At 30.7% G+C, this 18,961-nt stretch carries 8 protein-coding genes and 1 pseudogene; 5 read left to right on the forward strand and 4 right to left on the reverse strand.

Features of this window, described 5'->3' with window-relative positions:
- The first annotated feature begins 40 nt into the window (after positions 1 to 40).
- The 4 genes and pseudogenes from VBM89_RS00315 (at position 41) to VBM89_RS00330 (ending at position 10,642) form a co-directional block, all read left to right on the forward strand.
- Positions 41 to 1,648, forward strand: a complete 1,608-nt coding sequence (locus VBM89_RS00315; RefSeq protein ID WP_323188364.1) for a hypothetical protein — start codon at positions 41 to 43, stop codon at positions 1,646 to 1,648.
- Positions 1,649 to 1,870: 222 nt separating this feature from the next.
- On the forward strand, positions 1,871 to 5,533 hold the full coding sequence (locus VBM89_RS00320; protein WP_323188365.1) for a DNA-directed RNA polymerase subunit beta: 3,663 nt from the start codon (positions 1,871 to 1,873) through the stop codon (positions 5,531 to 5,533).
- Positions 5,526 to 9,480 (forward strand): annotated as a pseudogene (locus VBM89_RS00325) (DNA-directed RNA polymerase subunit beta'); the annotation flags it as partial. The gene VBM89_RS00320 and the pseudogene VBM89_RS00325, both read left to right, overlap by 8 nt.
- Before the next feature lie 664 nt (positions 9,481 to 10,144).
- A complete protein-coding gene (locus VBM89_RS00330) occupies positions 10,145 to 10,642 on the forward strand; it encodes a dUTP diphosphatase (RefSeq protein ID WP_257088930.1) in 498 nt (165 codons plus the stop codon).
- A 24-nt stretch (positions 10,643 to 10,666) separates the two neighbouring features.
- Here the strand turns inward: VBM89_RS00330 and VBM89_RS00335 are convergent, their stop codons facing one another.
- From VBM89_RS00335 to VBM89_RS00350, 4 genes are read right to left on the reverse strand one after another with little or no spacing between them, the layout of a single operon-like run.
- Complete coding sequence (locus VBM89_RS00335; protein ID WP_323188367.1) at positions 10,667 to 12,157, reverse strand: APC family permease; 1,491 nt, start codon at positions 12,155 to 12,157, stop codon at positions 10,667 to 10,669.
- Positions 12,158 to 12,163: 6 nt separating this feature from the next.
- Positions 12,164 to 14,812 (reverse strand): endopeptidase La, encoded by a 2,649-nt coding sequence (gene lon, locus VBM89_RS00340; protein WP_323188368.1) that lies wholly within the window; start codon positions 14,810 to 14,812, stop codon positions 12,164 to 12,166.
- Between the two features lie 7 nt (positions 14,813 to 14,819).
- The gene (locus VBM89_RS00345; RefSeq protein WP_323188369.1) at positions 14,820 to 17,147 is read right to left on the reverse strand and encodes a class I tRNA ligase family protein; all 2,328 of its coding nucleotides are present in this window, start codon (positions 17,145 to 17,147) and stop codon (positions 14,820 to 14,822) included.
- 10 nt (positions 17,148 to 17,157) lie between these two features.
- The gene (locus VBM89_RS00350) at positions 17,158 to 17,871 is read right to left on the reverse strand and encodes an MPN527 family putative ECF transporter permease subunit (RefSeq protein ID WP_323188370.1); all 714 of its coding nucleotides are present in this window, start codon (positions 17,869 to 17,871) and stop codon (positions 17,158 to 17,160) included.
- Positions 17,872 to 18,162: 291 nt separating this feature from the next.
- Here VBM89_RS00350 and nadE point away from each other — a divergent pair, with 291 nt between their 5' ends.
- Complete coding sequence (gene nadE, locus VBM89_RS00355) at positions 18,163 to 18,951, forward strand: NAD(+) synthase (RefSeq protein ID WP_323188371.1); 789 nt, start codon at positions 18,163 to 18,165, stop codon at positions 18,949 to 18,951.
- The last annotated feature ends 10 nt before the right edge of the window (positions 18,952 to 18,961 follow it).

Raw genomic sequence — 18,961 nt, forward strand, 5'->3', positions numbered from 1 at the left:
AATATTAATATTAGTTGCACTTATTTTATTAATAGTCTCAATGTATTATTTAGGTTTCTTTTCTCCGGTTTCGAATCCAGGTTGAAAAAGAGCTGCTAAAAATTTTACAGATATGTTTTCATTTGAGTCATATAACAAAAACTTAACTGAAAACTTATGAGAATTAAACTTTAAATACTTTATCCAGACAGTCAAAACAATAACTTGTGGTAGCATTTTAGGTTTTCTAGCAGCTTTATTTACAGGTTTTTTTGCTTCAACGAACATTCATAAACACAAATCAATACCTTTAATTATTAAAATAATTCTCTTATTGCTAAGAGCTTTCCCTGTAATTGTGTTTTTATTGATATTTAAAATTTCCTTTGACCCCTATTTAGCTGCATTTACTATTTATTTCTGATTTACTTGATTATGATTGCACAAGTACATTAATGATTTAATAGAAGCAGCTGATACTAAAAAATATTGAAATGATATTGCAAAAGGATCTTCAAAATTAAAGTCATTCTATACAAATATTGTATTAGTACTCAAAAATAAGTTTTGAGTGAACTTCTTCTTATCTTATGAATCAAACATAAGATGAGTTTCAGTTTTAGGTATTGTTGGAATAAATGGATTAGGGTTCTTTTTTGGTGATTTAAGTAAATACCAAAAAAATATAGGGATAACCTTATTCTTTATATTCTTGTTTATATTAATCAACGAAGGATTATTATTCTTCTTTAATAAAGTTTTATTTGTTAAACCTAACATTACAATTAATTCTAAAGCAGACTTAAATAAATTCAAATATAACTGAAGAAAGTATGCTTTCTGATTTATTTTGACTATTTACTTTGGGATATTTATTTGAAGTTTAACAGGTTTATTCCATAGTAAGGTAGACGTAAAAACATTCTCACTATTCTTTAAATCGCTATTTATTTGAGACTTCAGCGATGTTGTGAAAACTGACATTTATAAAGATTATTTATACATTTTTATGTGTGCTTATGTGGCTGTTGCTCTTGCGTTTATTTTCGCAATAGCTTACTCATTTATATTGTCAGAAAACTTATTTAATTCATATCTTGTGTGATTTAACAAAACGATTTTGATAATTATCAAAATCATACCTGCAGTAATTTGATTTTATATGTTTAACCCACTGATGAAAAGTCAAGTTGCAATAACTTCAGCAATCTTAATTTCATCATTTAGACATATGTGCAAGCAGTTTGCTGAATCAATTAACTCAATTGATAGAAGAAAAATTTCAAATATGCAAACTCAGGGTCATTCAAAATGATTTATTTATAGAAACTTTATAATTCCACAAATTAAAAATCAAATAATTTCAACTAACTTATTTGAATATGAAAAATCATTTAGAAATGCAATTATTTATGGAGCATTTGCGAATATCAGTATTTATAAAACTATTAATAAATATCAAGAGACTCAAGAGTATTCGAAAATTGTTCCCTTAATATTGCCTGCTTATGTGTTTTTAATTATGTTGGAACTTGCGTATTTAATCTTCAAAAACAAAGATAAACTCAAGTTTTATATCAATAATTCAAAGTTATGAAATTCATTCAAAAAGCAGCAAAATTTTATTCCAAAATCGCAAGATTTACTATTCTTTAAAAAAGATTTTTAACAAAATTTTTTGAGAAAATTTTACAAAATAAATTTTTAAGCCTAGCACATAGGTTTAAAAATACTAAAAAATATCTTATGATTTCACTTAAAATGCTTTAAAATACACCTTTAAAAATTACATTTTTAATGTAAAATTTATATACCTTTTATATAAATTGTACATAGAGGTGTATTTTTTTATTCTTATTGAAGGTTTATCTGCAAGAAAGGAATGACAAATATGGAACAACACAATTACAAATTACGTAAATTTGGTCCAAAAACTTGAAGAAGAGATTACTCAGTCACAAAGACTACTCTTCCACTTTTTGATATTCTTGAAACAAGTAAAGAAAGTTTCGAACTTTTTATGAACAAAAAGATTCAAGAATGTCTTTTAGAAATTTACCCTATTGAAGCTGCTAACAGAGAAGTTAAGCTTGAATACAAAAAGGGTTCTGTTAGATTAGAATTACCTTTCAAAAAAATCACTAGTGAAAGTGAAGAAATCAAAAAAGCTAAAGCGAAGGGAATGAACTTTAGTGCAAAAGTTTTCGTTACTTTAAAAAGTGAAGTTAAAAACTCAGGTGAAATTAAAGAAGATGAAGTTTTACTTGGGGAAATTCCATACATGACAAGTGGTGGAAGTTTTATTATCAACGGTTCTGAAAAAGTTATCGTTAGTCAGTTAATTCGTTCACCAGGAGCATACTTCGGATTAGGTGTGCGTAACAAACAATCTGATGACCTTTTCAACAAATTAGAAATCTTACCTAGAATTGGTTCTTGACTTGAAGTTTCTCACAAAGTTACATCATCAACATTAGATGCAGTTAAGATTAAAATTGACAAAAACAAAAATGTTAACTTAGCTACATTCTTAGGAGCATTTGGTTTTTCACAAAAAACAATTAGAGAGTTATTTGGTGAAAATAATGAATTACTTGATGAAACACTTAAGAAAGACAAACTTATCTTAAACTCAGAATTCACATCTGAAGAATTACTTGACGCGTGTCAAGAAGAACTTTTCAGAGGTTTAAGAAAAGGTGACCGTATTTCTGAAGAAGCTAAACGTTCATTATTACCAGGAATGCTTTTTGATAAGAAACGTTACAACTTATCTGTAACAGGTCGTCATATGTTAAATGAAAAACTTTCTTTAGTTGACAGAATTACAAACACATACTTAGCTAAAGATATTTACCTTAAAGGTGCAGATGAACCTGCATTTACAAGAGGAACATTCATCGACATTAGAAAAGCTAAAGAAATTCAAAACTTATTTAACGAAGGAAAAATTTCATACGAAAGAATTCCTGGAATTGATCCAGAAATTGTTTACCACCACGTTATTAAGAACAGCAAGGTGTTATCAAAGAGAACACACATTGTTAAAGTTTGAGTTTACCCAACTAGAAAATGAATGGAAGAAAAACCAGAACAGCCTGTTTTAGTAATCGGTAACGATCCAAAATCAGTTGAGCCACACTTATTAATTTCAGATATAGTTGCTGCAATTAACTACTACTTCAACTTAACAGATGGAATTGGTAAAGACGATGATCCAGATTCATTAACAAACAAACGTATCGTTTCAGTTGGTGAATTATTAGAAGGTCAATTATCAGTTGCTTTAACAAAACTTGAAAAAGCAACTCGTGAGCGTATGGGAGCTAAAGAAGCTGACAAGGTTACACCTAAAAACGTTACAAACAACAAACTTGTAACAAACCAAATGAAACAATTCTTTAACTCATCAAAACTTTCACAATTTATGGATCAAATTAACCCATTATCAGAAGTTTCAAACAAACGTCGTGTTACATCACTTGGGCCTGGAGGTCTTAACCGTGATACAGCTCAATTCGAAGTTCGTGACGTTCACGCAACTCACTACGGAAGAATTTGTGCTATTGAAACACCTGAAGGACCAAACATCGGTCTTATCTTAAACTATGCAACATATGCGAAAGTTAATGATTTAGGGTTCTTAAAAACTCCATACTACAAAGTTAACAATGGGGTTGTAGATTACAACGACATTAGATACTTAACAGCTGCTGAAGAAATTGGATACTCATTTGCTCAATCATCAGTTCACGTTGATGACGACAACAAAATTACAGATGACTTATTAACAATTAGACGTGATTACAACTATATCATTGGTAAACCACATGAAATTGATTTCATAGAGGTTTCATCAAAACAAATTGTTTCTATAGCTGCTGCTGCTATCCCATTCTTAGAAAACGATGATGCCAACCGTGCACTTATGGGATCAAACATGCAACGTCAAGCAGTTCCATTAATCCAAGCAGAAGCTCCATATGTTGGAACAGGTATTGAGGCAGATATTGCTAAATACTCATCATACAACTTAAGAGCTAAAGGCGATGGGGTTGTTGATTTTGTTGATGGATCAAAAATCCACGTAAAACACTTTAAAGAAGTAAAAGATCCTAAAACAGGAGAAATTACAACAAAAGAAAGCTTTGATAAATATACACTTAGAAACTTCGAAAGAAGCAACCAAGGTACATTAATTCAACAAAAACCAATTGTTGAAGTTGGACAAGAAATTAAAGCTGGTGACCTATTAGTTGATGGTTCTTCATTCAAAGATGGAGAAATGGCTCTTGGTAAAAACGTTCTTGTTGGATTTACAACTTGAAACGGATACAACTTTGAGGACGCTGTTATCATCAATGAAAGATTGGTTAAAGATGATGTTTATACATCAATTCACATTGAAGAACAAACAATTCAATTCAGATCATCACGTGCTGGTGACGATATCTTAACAAACGACATTCCAAACGTTTCTAAATACTCATTAAGAAACTTAGATGAAAACGGTATTGTTAAAGTTGGATCAGAAGTTTTAGCTGGTGACGTTTTAGTTGGTAGATTATCACCTAAAGGAGAAGAAAACCCATCTCAAGAAGAAAAACTTTTAATGGCTATTCTTCAACAGCGTCCACAAACATCAAAAGATACATCTCTTAAAGTTAAAAACGGTCACAATGGTACTGTAATTCACGTTGAAGTTCTTTCTAGAGAAAAAGGTGATGTTTTAGAAGAAGGAATTGACAAGATTGTTAAGGTTTCTATTGCTCAAAAACGTAAAATCAAAGTCGGGGATAAGATGGCTGGTCGTCACGGAAACAAAGGGGTTATCTCAATCGTACTTCCTGAAGAAGATATGCCATACTTAGAAGACGGAACACCACTTGACATTATGCTTAACCCTCAAGGGGTTCCTTCACGTATGAACATTGGTCAAGTTCTTGAGCTTCACTTAGGAATGGCTGCTAGAAAATTAAATGTTAAATTCGTTACTCCATCATTCGATGGTATTAAGAAGTCAGACATTGAAGCTTGTTTAGAAGAAGCTGGATTAAACAAGAGTGGAAAACAAATTTTAATCGACCCTATTACAGGTAGAAAATTTGATAAACCTATCTCTGTTGGTGTTATGTATATGCTTAAACTTAACCATATGGTTGATGACAAGATGCACGCTCGTTCAGTTGGTCCATACTCACTTATTACACAACAACCTCTTGGAGGTAAATCTCAAAACGGGGGACAAAGATTCGGGGAAATGGAAACATGAGCTATCGAATCCTATGGAGCAACAAACGTTCTTCAAGAAATCCTTACATATAAATCAGATGACATCGCTGGACGTAATGCGTTATATAGTGCATTAGTATCAGGAAAACAATTACCTACACCAGGTATTCCAGAATCATTTAACGTTCTTTCATATGAACTTAAAGGTCTTGGGATGAAACTTGAAACAACTGAAGTAGAAAACTACGACAATGATTACGATGATAGTGAACAATATCACTATGTAGATTCACATGAAACAGGGGGAGATTGATATGAATAATTCAAATTTCGATGCTAAATCAGTAGAAGATAAAATCAATAAAATTACTCTCTCACTTGCAACAGATGAAGACATTTTAAAATGATCTCACGGTGAAGTTACAAAACCTGAAACAATTAACTATAAATCATATAAACCAGAAAAAGATGGTTTATTCGATGAACTTATTTTCGGACCTACAACAGACTACAAATGTCCTGTTTGTGGTACAAAATACAAAAAAAGTGATGAAAACTCAGTATGTACTAGAACACCTGCTTGTGAAAAATACAAACCAGTTATTTTACCTAAAATAACACGTAGAAGCAGAATGGGACACATCAAATTACACAACCCTGTTGTCCACTTCTGATTCTTCAAAATCGATCACTCAATTATTGCTAAATTACTTGGACTTAGAGTTGCTGACTCTTCAAAACAAGTAACAAAAGCAGACTTAGAAAAATTAATTTATTACAAATCACACATCGTTTTAGAAGATGGAGGTTTAGAGTCATTAAAGAAAAACACAATCATTGATATTAACGAAGCTGCAAACATTTATGAAGCTGCATTAATGGAAATGTTAAAAATGTATGATAAAGATACAGATGAATACGAAGACATCGCTACAGCTTTAGATGAACTAAGAACATATGCTGAATCTAAAATTGGTAAAGACTTCGGTATTGACTTCTATCAATACAACGAAATCATTCACGAATATTCAGATGCTAAAATTGACACAGGTTCAAAAGCGATTGAATATTTATTAACTCACATTGATTTAGAAGAAGAAGCTAAAAAAGTTCAAGCTGAAATTGATTTAATTAACCAAGAAGCTGATGAGAACGGAAATCTTTCTTCAACAAAAGAACAAGAAAGAGGAAAACTTTACAAACGTTTAACAATCATCAACTCATTTATTAAATCAGGTCAACACCCAAAAAATATGTTGATTTACAACTTACCAGTTATTCCAGCTGACTTACGTCCATTAGTTCAACTTGATGGTGGAAGACACTCAACAAGTGATGTTAACGAACTTTACCGTCGTATCATTATCAGAAACAACCGTTTAGCTAAATGAAACGAAGCTGATGCTCCTATGTTAATTAAACAAAACGAGTATCGTATGATTCAAGAAGCTGTTGATGCTTTAATTGACAACAACAGAAAGAAACCTACACCAGTTACATCAAAAGATGGACACCCTCTTAAATCTATCTCTGATGCACTTGTTGGTAAAAAAGGTCGTTTCAGACAAAACCTTTTAGGAAAACGTGTTGATTATTCAGGTCGTTCAGTTATAGTTGTAGGACCGACTCTTAAAATGCACGAAGTTGGTATCCCAAGAGATATGGCTGCTAAATTATTCGAACCTTGAATTATCAAAGAATTATTAGAGAATGAAACTTCAATCACATCTGTTAAATCAGCTAAGAAAATGATTGACTCATTAAACCCAATCATTTGACCATATGTTGAAAAAGCTATTGATGGAAGACCAGTTCTTTTAAACCGTGCTCCTACATTGCACCGTTTATCAATTCAAGCATTCCAACCTGTTTTAATTAGAGGAAAAGCTATTAAATTACACCCATTAGTAACTACAGCGTTCAACGCCGACTTCGATGGGGACCAAATGGCTGTTCACGTCCCTATTTCAGATCAAGCTGTTAGAGAAGCTCGTGAATTAATGTTAGCTTCTAAAAACATCCTTGGACCAAAAGATGGAGAACCTATCATTAACCCTTCACAGGATATGATTTTAGGTCTTTACTACTTAACTATTGAAAAAACAGGACAACCTAATGAAGGTAAAATCTTTGCTAACTATGAAGAAATGATGTTAGCTTATGAAAATGGTATTGTTAACTTACATACAAGAGTTGTGTTACCAGTTTCTGAATTAGATAAAAATTCAGTTAAATTACATACATCAAATCCTTACATTTTCTCAACAGTAGGTAAATTCATCTTGAACAAAGTTTTCCCATCAGATTTTGAATTTATCTTTGGTAAATCAATAGTAAGAAAAGAAACAGTTAATGCAGATGGTTCAATTTCAGTTTCTGAAAAAGAAAGATTAGATACATCAGAAAATGCATTAGACAAATACACAATGCCTTATGGAACAAACTTTGCTGAATATCTTAAAGATATCCCTGTCAACTTAGGATTAAACAAAAAAGACATTGCAAAAATTGTTCTTAATGTGTACAAAAAATATGTTGCCGTTGTAACAATGGAAGACATCGCAGGTGTTATTGATTCTACAGATGTAAACAACTTTGAAAGTCGTTTCAATGACTGTGCTGCATTAATTGACTATGCAGGTGAACGTATTCCTACAATTCACGCAACAAACATTTCAAACTTCATTAAAGAAGAATTCGAAAGAATCAACTTCATCATTGGTACAGATGAAGAAACACACAAACTTAAGAGACAATGAAACATTAATGACTACACATTAGTGTTAGAAAGAGTTTGATTCAGATATACAAACTATGTTGCTTCTATTCTTGACAATATCAAAGAATTAGGGTTCAAATATTCAACAATATCAGGAACAACTATTTCGATGAATGATATTACAACATTAGATACAACAGCTCAAAAGATCAAAGAAGGAGAAGAATACACAGACCAATTAAAACAATTCTTCCTTGAAGGTTACTTAACAGATGATGAGCGTTACAGCTTAACAATTCAAAAATGATCACAAGTTAAAGAATCTATTGAAAAAGATCTTAAAGAAGTTACAAAATCAGATATTGATAACCCATTATTTATGATGTTCACTTCAGGGGCTCGTGGAAACTCATCTAACTTTACACAGTTAGCTGGTATGCGTGGACTTATGAGTAACAACACTAAAGTTCTTAAAGCCGATGCTGAAAACGACCGTGTTGTTCGTTCAACAATTGAAGTTCCTGTTAAATCATCATTCCTTAGTGGACTTAGTGCTTACGAATTCTATTCATCAACTCACGGGGCTCGTAAGGGACTTACAGATACAGCTCTTAACACAGCTAAATCAGGTTACTTAACACGTAGACTTGTTGATGTTGCTCAAAGTATTGTTGTTAAAGAAGTTGATTGTGGTTCAGACTTTGGATTTGTTGTAAAAGACATCAGAGATACAAAGACAAACACGGTTATTGAGTCATTACAAGAAAGAATCGAAGGAAGATTCACAAACAAACCAATTATTGATGCAAATGGTCACATTATTATTGATGCAAACACATTAATTTCAGCAGAAATGGCTGATAAAATTGTTAACTTATACAACATTGACCAAGTTGAAATTCGTTCAGTATTATCTTGTCATACAAGAAATGGAGTTTGTGTTCACTGTTATGGAAAAGACCTTGCAACAAACCGTTTAGTTAACATCGGTGAAGCTGTTGGGGTTGTTGCTGCGCAAAGTATCGGGGAACCTGGTACACAGCTTACAATGCGTACATTCCACACCGGAGGGGTTGCCGGGGTTGAAGATATTACAGGAGGATTTGGACGTCTTCTTGAACTTATCGATGCCTATGAAAAACCTTGAGGAAAACCTGCTGTTATCTCACCTGTAACTGGAACAGTTGTTTCAATTGCACCAGCTAGAGATAAAAACGGAAAAGAAAATGACATTATGCTTGTTGAAATTGAAACAACAAGACCAAATGGACAAAAAGAAATCGTTACAACATCAGGTAGAGTTTCTCAAAAATTACGTGTTAAAGTTGGACAAACACTTAGACCAGGACAAAAAATCTTTGAAGGACCAATTATTATTAATGACCTTCTTGAAGTTGCTGACACACGTGCAGTTCAAAACTACTTATTAAAAGAAATTCAAAGACTTTACCGTTTACAAGGTATTACAATTTCAGATAAGTACATTGAAATCATTATTAGACAAATGCTTTCAAAAATTATGATTACAGACCCAGGAGATTCAAAATTCTTCACAGGAAGCTTAGTGGATACATTCATCTACCAAAAAGAAAATGGAAGATTAATTGCTCAAGGACTTAAACCAGCTTATGGTCAAGTTAAAATCCGTGGAGCAAAACAAACTCCTTTATTAAGTGACTCATTCTTATCAGCTGCATCATACCAAGAAACAGCTAAGATTCTTGTTAACTCATCAATCGCAGAAAGAGTTGATAACTTAGACGGTCTTAAAGAAAACATTATTTTAGGTCACAAAATTCCTGCTGGAACAAACTCAAATTACCAACTTAAAGGTAAATATGACATTCGCGACCCACGTTCATACTTCACAAACAAAATTATCTTAGATGATACACTTGAAGATGAAAATGGTAATGTATACATTTCAGAAGACTTTAACAAGTACACATCAGACTTATTAAAAGAATCTGAAAAAATGGGTGACTTAGACGAAGTTTTAAGTGACTTAGCACAAGAAAACGAAGAATTACAAAACTCATTTGAAGATTCATATGCATCTGATGATGATTATGAAGAAGACTTCGTAAACGAATAATTTGAAAATCAGAGATTCAGTTCTCTGATTTTTTATTTAACTTCTCAAAAACTAAAAGCATAGTCTGCAAGCTGTAAAAGTTTAAATATACAAACATTTATTTGTAATATAATTAGAACATGAATTTAATAAAGATATTTGAGATGCAAAAAGAATTGGATAATAAAATCAGAGAAAAAAGTTTAAGTCTTAATCCAACATTTAACAAAGAAGACTTTATAGTTCAAAAAACTCTAGCGCTTTTAATTGAAGCTGCTGAATATGTAAATGAAGTTCAAAGTTTTAAATATTGAAAATCACAAAAGAATGTAAATAAATTAGCTGTAACTGAAGAATTTGCTGATTTAATCCATTTCTTAGTTAATTTTGCTTATAAATTTGATGTTCTACCTGAAATAGAACCAAAAATAATTAATCAGGATATAAACATTCAATTCCAACATTTATTTATTTCATTAGCAAACATAATGAAAAAAGTTAATAAATCAAATATCGAACACGCGTTTCAAGTTGCATTGGGTTCATTTGTAATGTTAGGGTTTACATATGAAGATTTATATGATGCGTATGTTCTTAAAAATCAAAAGAACTACGACCGTATTAAAAATAATTATTAAAAAATAACCAGCTACAGAAGTTGGTTATTTATTTTTTATAAAAATTAAATTATCAAATTGCTTATTGTGCTTAGCAATTCATTTATTGTAAATTTTGAATTTGTGTTTGTATTTATTGAGAAGTTTTAGTGCAAAACCAACCCCAATAAATACTACGTAAATGATAATTGATACTGTATTTTTGAATTCTCATTGGCCACCTAAAATTCAAGGGAAGAATGTGATTAATAAGATAAATGACATTATACAAATATCAATAATGTAAATAGTTTTTTCTCAAACAGGTATTTTTGAAATTCTTTTCTTTGCAGCTAATCTGAATGCTATAAAGAATGTGATTAAGTCTTCAATTAATAATGCAATCGAACTGGTTATAATTGTTGCTTTGAAGAACTCATCGCTATATTCTTTATCTAAGAATATAGTAGGAACAAGTCATAATGTAATCATTGAAATCATTATTATAACTGTAGAGAAAACGATCGCATTTTTAAATTCACCCTTTTTATTTTTATGATGCAATGAATTGAATAAGTAACCATCTTCAGAAAGAGGAACAAGCTTTCTAGCAGTCGCAACTGTTTGAAAAATTCTAAATCCTAAATCATTACATAATAATCCAATAATGAAGATAGAAACTCCAAATGCACCTAATCCATAGGTGTAGATTTTTGAAATTTCGTTTGAGCCATCTCCATTAGTTACTTTTAATGAGTTTGGTATGAATAAATAGAGTGAAAAGAATATTAGATAAAATCCAAATATGAAAGCTAATGATGTTAATAATATTTTTCTAAAACTCTTGAACTTAACATCTTTAGCCATAGCAGCAACATCTTCAGTTCCTGCAAAAGCATACATAAATAAAAGAACATCAGCGATAATTAATTGAGGTGTAACTTTTTTGTATGTAGCCGAGTCAGGTAATGTAGCTTCCTTTGAAACAGCAACTAACATTACAAAGATGGCTAAGATAAGTATTATTCATTTAAATAATGAGGCAATGAAAATAATTTTCTTATTTGTTTTTAATCCAATTGTTGAAATAGCAATTATGGAAATGAATAGTAAGATCGAAATCCCTCTAACTATTCACATAACTAAGCTGTGTTGAGGAAATTCTTCTGGTTTAGGTAGTATGATTTCAACAACATCAGCTAAGAATAAAGGTGCAATCGCTGATAAAAGTGGTGTTTGAATAAATTGGTTTCATCCGATGAAGAAAACAAGATTTCTAAGACCGCGTTTCTTTGATTTTGTTAATTTACCATCAACAACATCATCATCTAAATGTCTTGCGTAAGCATACGAACCACCGTAGTGATCATTATATTGATTTGATAATCTAGAGAATACCAACATTATTCCGAAGCATATAAATGCTGAGAGTATCATTACAAGATACCCTCAGTAAGATATGTTCATAATTGTTGATATTGTAGTTATAAAACCTATACCAACGACAAAATTAATTGTAAAAAATGTAAAACTTTTCTGTGTGAACTGCTTTTGCATTTTTTATTATTTTGCTTTTATTTCGTTAGAAGGTTTTTGACTATTGAAAATTACATTGTAAATTTCATCATATGTTTTAACAGGTACATATGTTAAGTTTTCTTTAATTTCAAAAGGAATGTCTTTTAAGTTTTTAATATTGTTTTCAGGTATGAAAATCATTTCAAGTCCTTTTTGACTAGCTGCAAATGATTTTTCTTTTAAACCACCAATTTCAAGGACTTTTCCTCTTAATGTAATTTCACCAGTCATTCCAATTGTGTTAGGAACTGGTCTTTTTGAAAGAGCAGAAATAATTGCAGTTGTAAATGTTACACCAGCACTTGGTCCATCCTTAGGGACTGCTCCTTCAGGTACGTGAATATGAATTGTATTGTTTTCAAAATCAAACTCATCAACACCGAATTTTTCAGCATTTGCTCTAACGAAAGTTAAAGCAATTTGAGCTGATTCTTGCATAACTTCTTTAAGTGAACCAGTTAACTTAATTTCTGATTTACCTGGGTATGTAGTTACCTCGATCGGCAATGTTGAGCCACCAAATGATGTGTAAGCTAATCCTGTTACTAAACCTGGAACAACATCTTCTTCTTTTTCTTCTTGTTTGAATTTAATTACACCAAGTAATTCTTCGATTTTATCAAGTGTAATTACATATTCTTTTAATGATGGCTCATCAAAAGTCTTAACAACTATTTTTCTAGCAATCTTATCTAATGTACGTTTAAGACCTCTGACTCCAGCTTCAAGTGTGTAATGTTGAATGATGTATTTAAGCATATCATCTGAAATCTGGAAGTATTTTTCAGCTAAAGTAGCTTGCTCAAGCACTTTTGGTATTAAGTGTTCTCTAGCAATGCTTAATTTTTCACTCAATGTGTATGAAGATAATTCAATAACTTCGACCCTGTCAATTAATGCAGGTGGTATGTTTTCGTAGTAGTTAGCTGTAGCAATGAAAATACATTTTGATAAGTCGTATTCGTGTTCTAAGTAGTGATCTTGGAATCTTGTGTTTTGCTCTGGGTCTAAAACTTCAAGCATTGCACTTGCTGGATCACCTTTCATATCAGATGCCATTTTATCAATCTCATCAAGAAGGACAACAGGGTTTGAAACTCCTGCATACATCATTCCTTTGATGATTTTTCCAGGCATAGCTCCTACGTAAGTTCTTCTGTGTCCTCTAATTTCGCTTTCGTCATGAACTCCTCCAAGTGAAACTTTAACGAATTTTCTATTCAAAGCACTTGCGATAGCTTTTGAAAGTGATGTTTTCCCTGTTCCAGGAGGACCGACAAGAGTTAAGATAGGAACATTGTTAAATGTGTTTGTTTCTTCATTGTTTTTAAACAATGAAAGGTCAATTTCAAATTTATCATCAATCTTGATTTTATTTTCATCAAGTTTTTTAACTTGGTTGTTTTTAATAATAACAGCTAAGTATTCAATAATTCTTTGCTTAATTTCATTTAAACCATAGTGGTGTTTATCTAAAACTTCTCTAACTCTGTTTATGTCTAATAATTCGTGTTGAACTTTTCTTCAAGGAAGTTTCTTAAGAGTATTAATGTATGATTTGATGATTGAAGCTTCAGGAGAAACAGGAACCATTTCTTCTGATTTTTTAGTTTCGGCATCAATAAGTTTAATAACACTTTCAGGGAAGATGTCTTTGAATTTTGAATTGATGATTTGTGCATACTCATCATCAGATGCAGATGGGTTAAGTTCTTTAATTTGTTCTTGAAGAGCTTTTAATTTTTCTCTAAGTAAGAATTCTGTTTGTTGCTTACTTAATTTTTGTGTCATCTTACCTTTTAATTCTGTTTCTGCTTGAAGAATTTCATTAATTTTTGCAGTAGCTTGAATTAAGTAAGTTTGGTATCAAAATCTGTTGTATGGTTCTTTGAAAATTTCAAGTCTTTCTGGAACAACTACAGGTGAAATGTGGTTTAAGAAAGTAGCGATTAATGCACTTGCATAATCTTCAGAGAATCTATCAGTTCTACCTTCAAAGTATCTGTTTGTTAAATCGACAATACTTGTGAATGTAAAGTGTCTTCCTGATAAAGGTTCAGTTTTAAATAAGCCAATAAAATCGGAATCAGCAAATTGTTGTGGTTTATCTTCTTCAAGGTCAATTCCGACACCTGCAAAAATTGAGAAAGTTTGCAAGTAGTCATAAACTTCCCTTAATTCTTTTTTAGATAATGTAGCAGGCAAGTCAACAAATGCTCCACCTTCTCCATTTTCTGAACCTATGAAACCTTTATATTCAACGTGTGATTGAACTCCTTCAGGAAGAGTTTCAAGCATTTTAAATCCATTAGGTAAATAGAATTGTGAAATAACTTTATAAACTACGATAAATGAATCCGTTGTAGCTTTGTAAATTACTTCAAGTGGTTTTACATAGTTACCATAAACAATTTCATCTGTTGATTCAGGTTTAGCATATAAAACAACTGCTCTTCCTGATTCTTTAAGTAATTCTTCACGGTTCTTTTTAAGATCTTCAACAAGAACTTTTTCTGTAACCTCAGTTTCCATAAAACCACCAGGAATTGAATAAAAATCTGGTGTTTCAAAGAATGTTATATAGCCTGATTTATCAGCTTTCGCTTTTTTAATATATTCATTAAAAGTCATCATTCTCCTTCTATTTGTCTTTTACAACAATGTTAACGATTTTTCCAGGTACAAAGATCTCTTTGACGATTTCTTTACCTTCTAATCATTTTGTTACTTGTTCTTTTGCTTTTTCTAAAACTTCTTCTTTTTGTGCTGCTTTTGAAACTGTTAATTCAGCTCTAACTTTTCCGTTAACTGTAATTCCATAAGTTACTTCATCCATTTCTAATGCAGAATTATCTATAGCAAAGTCATATAGGTTTTTTGAGTCAAAGTATTTGCTTGATAATTCTCAAACAACGTGTGGAATGAATGGTTCAAGAATGTTTAATAAAACATAGAACATTTCTGTGATTAATTCAGGTTTTGTGATTGAATCATATTCATTCATAATTTCCATAGTTCAAGAAACTAAAGTGTTAAATGAGAATGAATTATCATCACTTTCAAATGTGTTCTTTTGTTTTTGCATTCCTTGGTAAAGTTTGAGTCTTGCAATTTTTTCTTGAGCACTTAAGGTTGACTTGTCAATGTTTTTAAAGTCTGAATTTACATCAATTTCAGAACTTCTATCGTAAAGTCTATTGATGAATTTAAAACATCCAATAACACCTGAATCACTTCATTCAAGTTCTTTTTGAGGAGGAGCTGCAAATAAGATAAATAATCTAGTTGTATCAGCGCCATAGGTGTTAATCATTTCTCCAGGTTCAACTGTATTACCTTTTGATTTAGACATCTTAGCGCCATCTTTAAGCACCATACCTTGAGTTAATAAATTAGCAAATGGTTCTCTAAAGTTTACTAAACCCAAGTCAGATAATGCTTTGGTGAAAAATCTTGCATAAAGTAAGTGTAAGATAGCGTGTTCGATTCCACCGATGTATAAGTCAACTGAATTTCAGTAATCTAAGTTTTCTTTCTTGAAAATAACTTCGTCACGTAAGTTTGATGGTGTAGTATATCTTAAGAAATATCAACTTGATTCAAAGAATGTGTCTAATGTATCAGTTTCTCTTGTTGCTTTTGAACCACAAAGATGACAAGTTGTATTCATTCATTCTTCATTAGTTAAAAGTGGATTACCTTGACCTGTGAACTTAACTTCTTCAGGCAATAAAACAGGTAATTGTTCAAGTGAAACAGGAACTGTTCCACATTTTTCACAGTGCACAAGAGGAATTGGTGTTCCTCAATATCTTTGTCTTGAGATACCTCAGTCACGTAAGTTGTATTTTACTTCTTTAGTTAATTTAGTTTCCTCAACTTGAACTAAATTATTATCTAAAAAGTCTAAATTGTTAACTTCCATAAAAGTGGTGTGTGTTTGATTATTTGATGAAACAATCGTCGCATCTTTATTTGGATTATTTGATGCAAAATCAGTAATGATAACTTGAACTAAGCTACCATCGAAAGGATTTTTAACAGTGTAAGGTGTTTTGATAAAAATTTTCTTTGAAAATTCTTTTTTAACAAAGTTTAAATTGATTTCTTCAAGTAAGTCTAAAGCTTCTTGATTAAAGTAGTTTGCTTCTTTTAAGGCATCAACTAATTGATGTTTATTTGAGATAGCAACATAATCAATTTTTGAAATGTAATCTAAATTTGATTCATAGACATTAAGTGTGTTTTGACTGTTATCTGCAAATTCAAATGTTAATTTGTAATCTTCAGTTCTACCAATTCAATTTTTTTGCATCGTAAGAACTTGTTGAGGTCAATGTCCTTCAAGAGATTTAAGATCTTCAAGTAATTCATCAGCATACTCGGTAATTTTTAAGTAGTAAGTATCCATTTCTTTTTGAATAACTTGATTTCCACATCTTCAACATTTGTTATCTTCAACTTGTTCGTTAGCTAAAACTGTTTGGTCAAATTCACATCAGTTTAATGAGCTTTTCTTTTTGTAAATTAAACCTTTTACTCAAAGTTTGATGAAAATGTATTGTTCTCATTTTGTGTATGAAGCATCACAAGTGATTGTTTCATAATCTCAAGCAAATGAAATTCCTAATCTTTTAATTTCATCATCCATTGATGTAATGTTTTGATATGTTCAGCTTTTTGGATGTGTTCCGTTTTTGATTGCTGCATTTTCAGCAGGCAAACCAAAAGCATCTCAACCAAATGGGTGAAGGACATTGAAACCTTTTCTTCTAAAGTATCTAGCTACAGCATCACCGATTGAGTAATTACGAACGTGTCCCATATGCAATTTTCCACTTGGGTAAGGAAACATACTTAAGACATATTTTTTAGGTAAACTAAAATCATCTTTTGGTTCAAAAGCATTAGTTTCTGCTCAGATTTTTCTTCACTTTGAATCAATTTCTTTAAAGTTAAATTTTGACATAAACACCTTTCTATGAATCACACTTATTCACTGTGAAATTATTTAGGATGTTATCTAAAAACTTAGTTTTAGATAAGGTAAAAATAAATATATAAATTATAAAATAATTTATTGCAATATTGCTCAAATTAAATGATAAATATAAAGCGATAGAACCTGCAAAGTAATTTGGAATACCAAAGAAGAAAATTTTGAATTTTTTATCATAATTAGCAAGCAGTTCATTAAACGAAACAGCATCTAGTTGCTTGAATAATTTGAAATAAATTAAGTTAAATAAAAATGTATTCAAAAATGTTATTATTGCAATTGTCACTAATGAACTTATACCTAAGATTACAAGGATTGAAAGTTCTTTTTTAAGCTTAGATTTTCATAATAATTTTCCAAATAAATAAGAACTGAAAACAAAGACACCTTGCATTAATAAAAGAATAAAGTTTCCTAGAAATGCAATGTCTAATGTAGTTGATTTAATTGTTATAAAAGGACTTATCAAAAAGTTTGAAATAAGCATTATTAACGAATATTGAATATCAATAATAAAAGCAGTTAAAAAAGTTGTAATTAAAAGGAAATTGAAAGTTAAAAATGAATTAAATGGAATAAAACTTCCGATAATGCTAAAAACAATAGAAATAGCTAACATCAAGCCTGTGAAAGCGATTTTGAAAATAACATTCATATTTTTGTTATTTCAAACTAAAAATTGTTTTTTTTGCATTATTTTCCTCCTTTTCTGCACTTTTTTCTTTTGTGCGATATAAAAATATATTCATTAAATAATATCATTATTTCATCTTATTAGTAAAAAAATGCAAAAAAGAACAAATTATGAACTAGAGACTGAATTCGTTCATTTTTCATATAACTATAAAAAACAAATGTGTTGAATTTTAAACAATTAAAAAGTAATATATTCAGTTTATTTTTTAGATTGTTATGGTAAAATTAAGTATATTTTTACAATCAATATTTTGTTAAAAATATTCAATTTAGTTAATAAAGAGGCAATATGGGTAAGATTACATTTTACAAAGATAACAAACCATATTATGACAAAGAAAATGGATTAGCTTATGTTGAGGTTATTAAAGACTTTTTAGTAGCGAAAGCAAAAGAAGCTAATTGTTACGGTTTTATTGTAGGCATCAGTGGAGGGATTGATTCTTCACTTGTGTATGCAATAGCAAAACAACTTCCTTTAAAAGTTAAGGGAGTTGTGATGTCGGTCAATGGAATGTTACAAAGTGATTTAGAACACATTAAAAAACTTGAAGAAAAGTTTGATGATAAATTTGAGTACATTGATTTAACTGATGCTTTTAACGCTTTAAGCAAGCAAGTTAATGTTAAAAATCAATTAGCAGTTGCTAACATTAAACCACGTTTAAGAATGACAACTTTATATGCTCTAGCTCAAGAAAATAATTCACTTGTGTTAGGAACAGATAATAAAGATGAAACATTCATTGGTTACTTCACAAAGTATGGTGATGGAGGAGTTGATTTACTTCCAATTTGTCATCTTACAAAAGGTGAAGTTAGATTTTTAGCTTCACTTCAAAATGTACCAAGTGAAATTATTGACAAAGCTCCATCAGCAGGATTATGAGAAAATCAAACTGATGAAGATGAATTAGGTTTCTCATATGCTCAACTTGATTTTTATTTAGATCACTTAAATGACTATGAACAAATCAAATCAGTATTACCAGAAGAAGTTATTAAGAAAATTGAATATAAACATAAAATCTCACAACACAAAAGAGATTCAATTTATAAACCAAATGATATAGATTAGGAGAGATAAA

Origin of the sequence: Mycoplasma sp. 1199 (assembly GCF_034863365.1) — a bacterium.
Classification (GTDB): domain Bacteria; phylum Bacillota_I; class Bacilli_A; order Mycoplasmatales; family Metamycoplasmataceae; genus Mycoplasmopsis.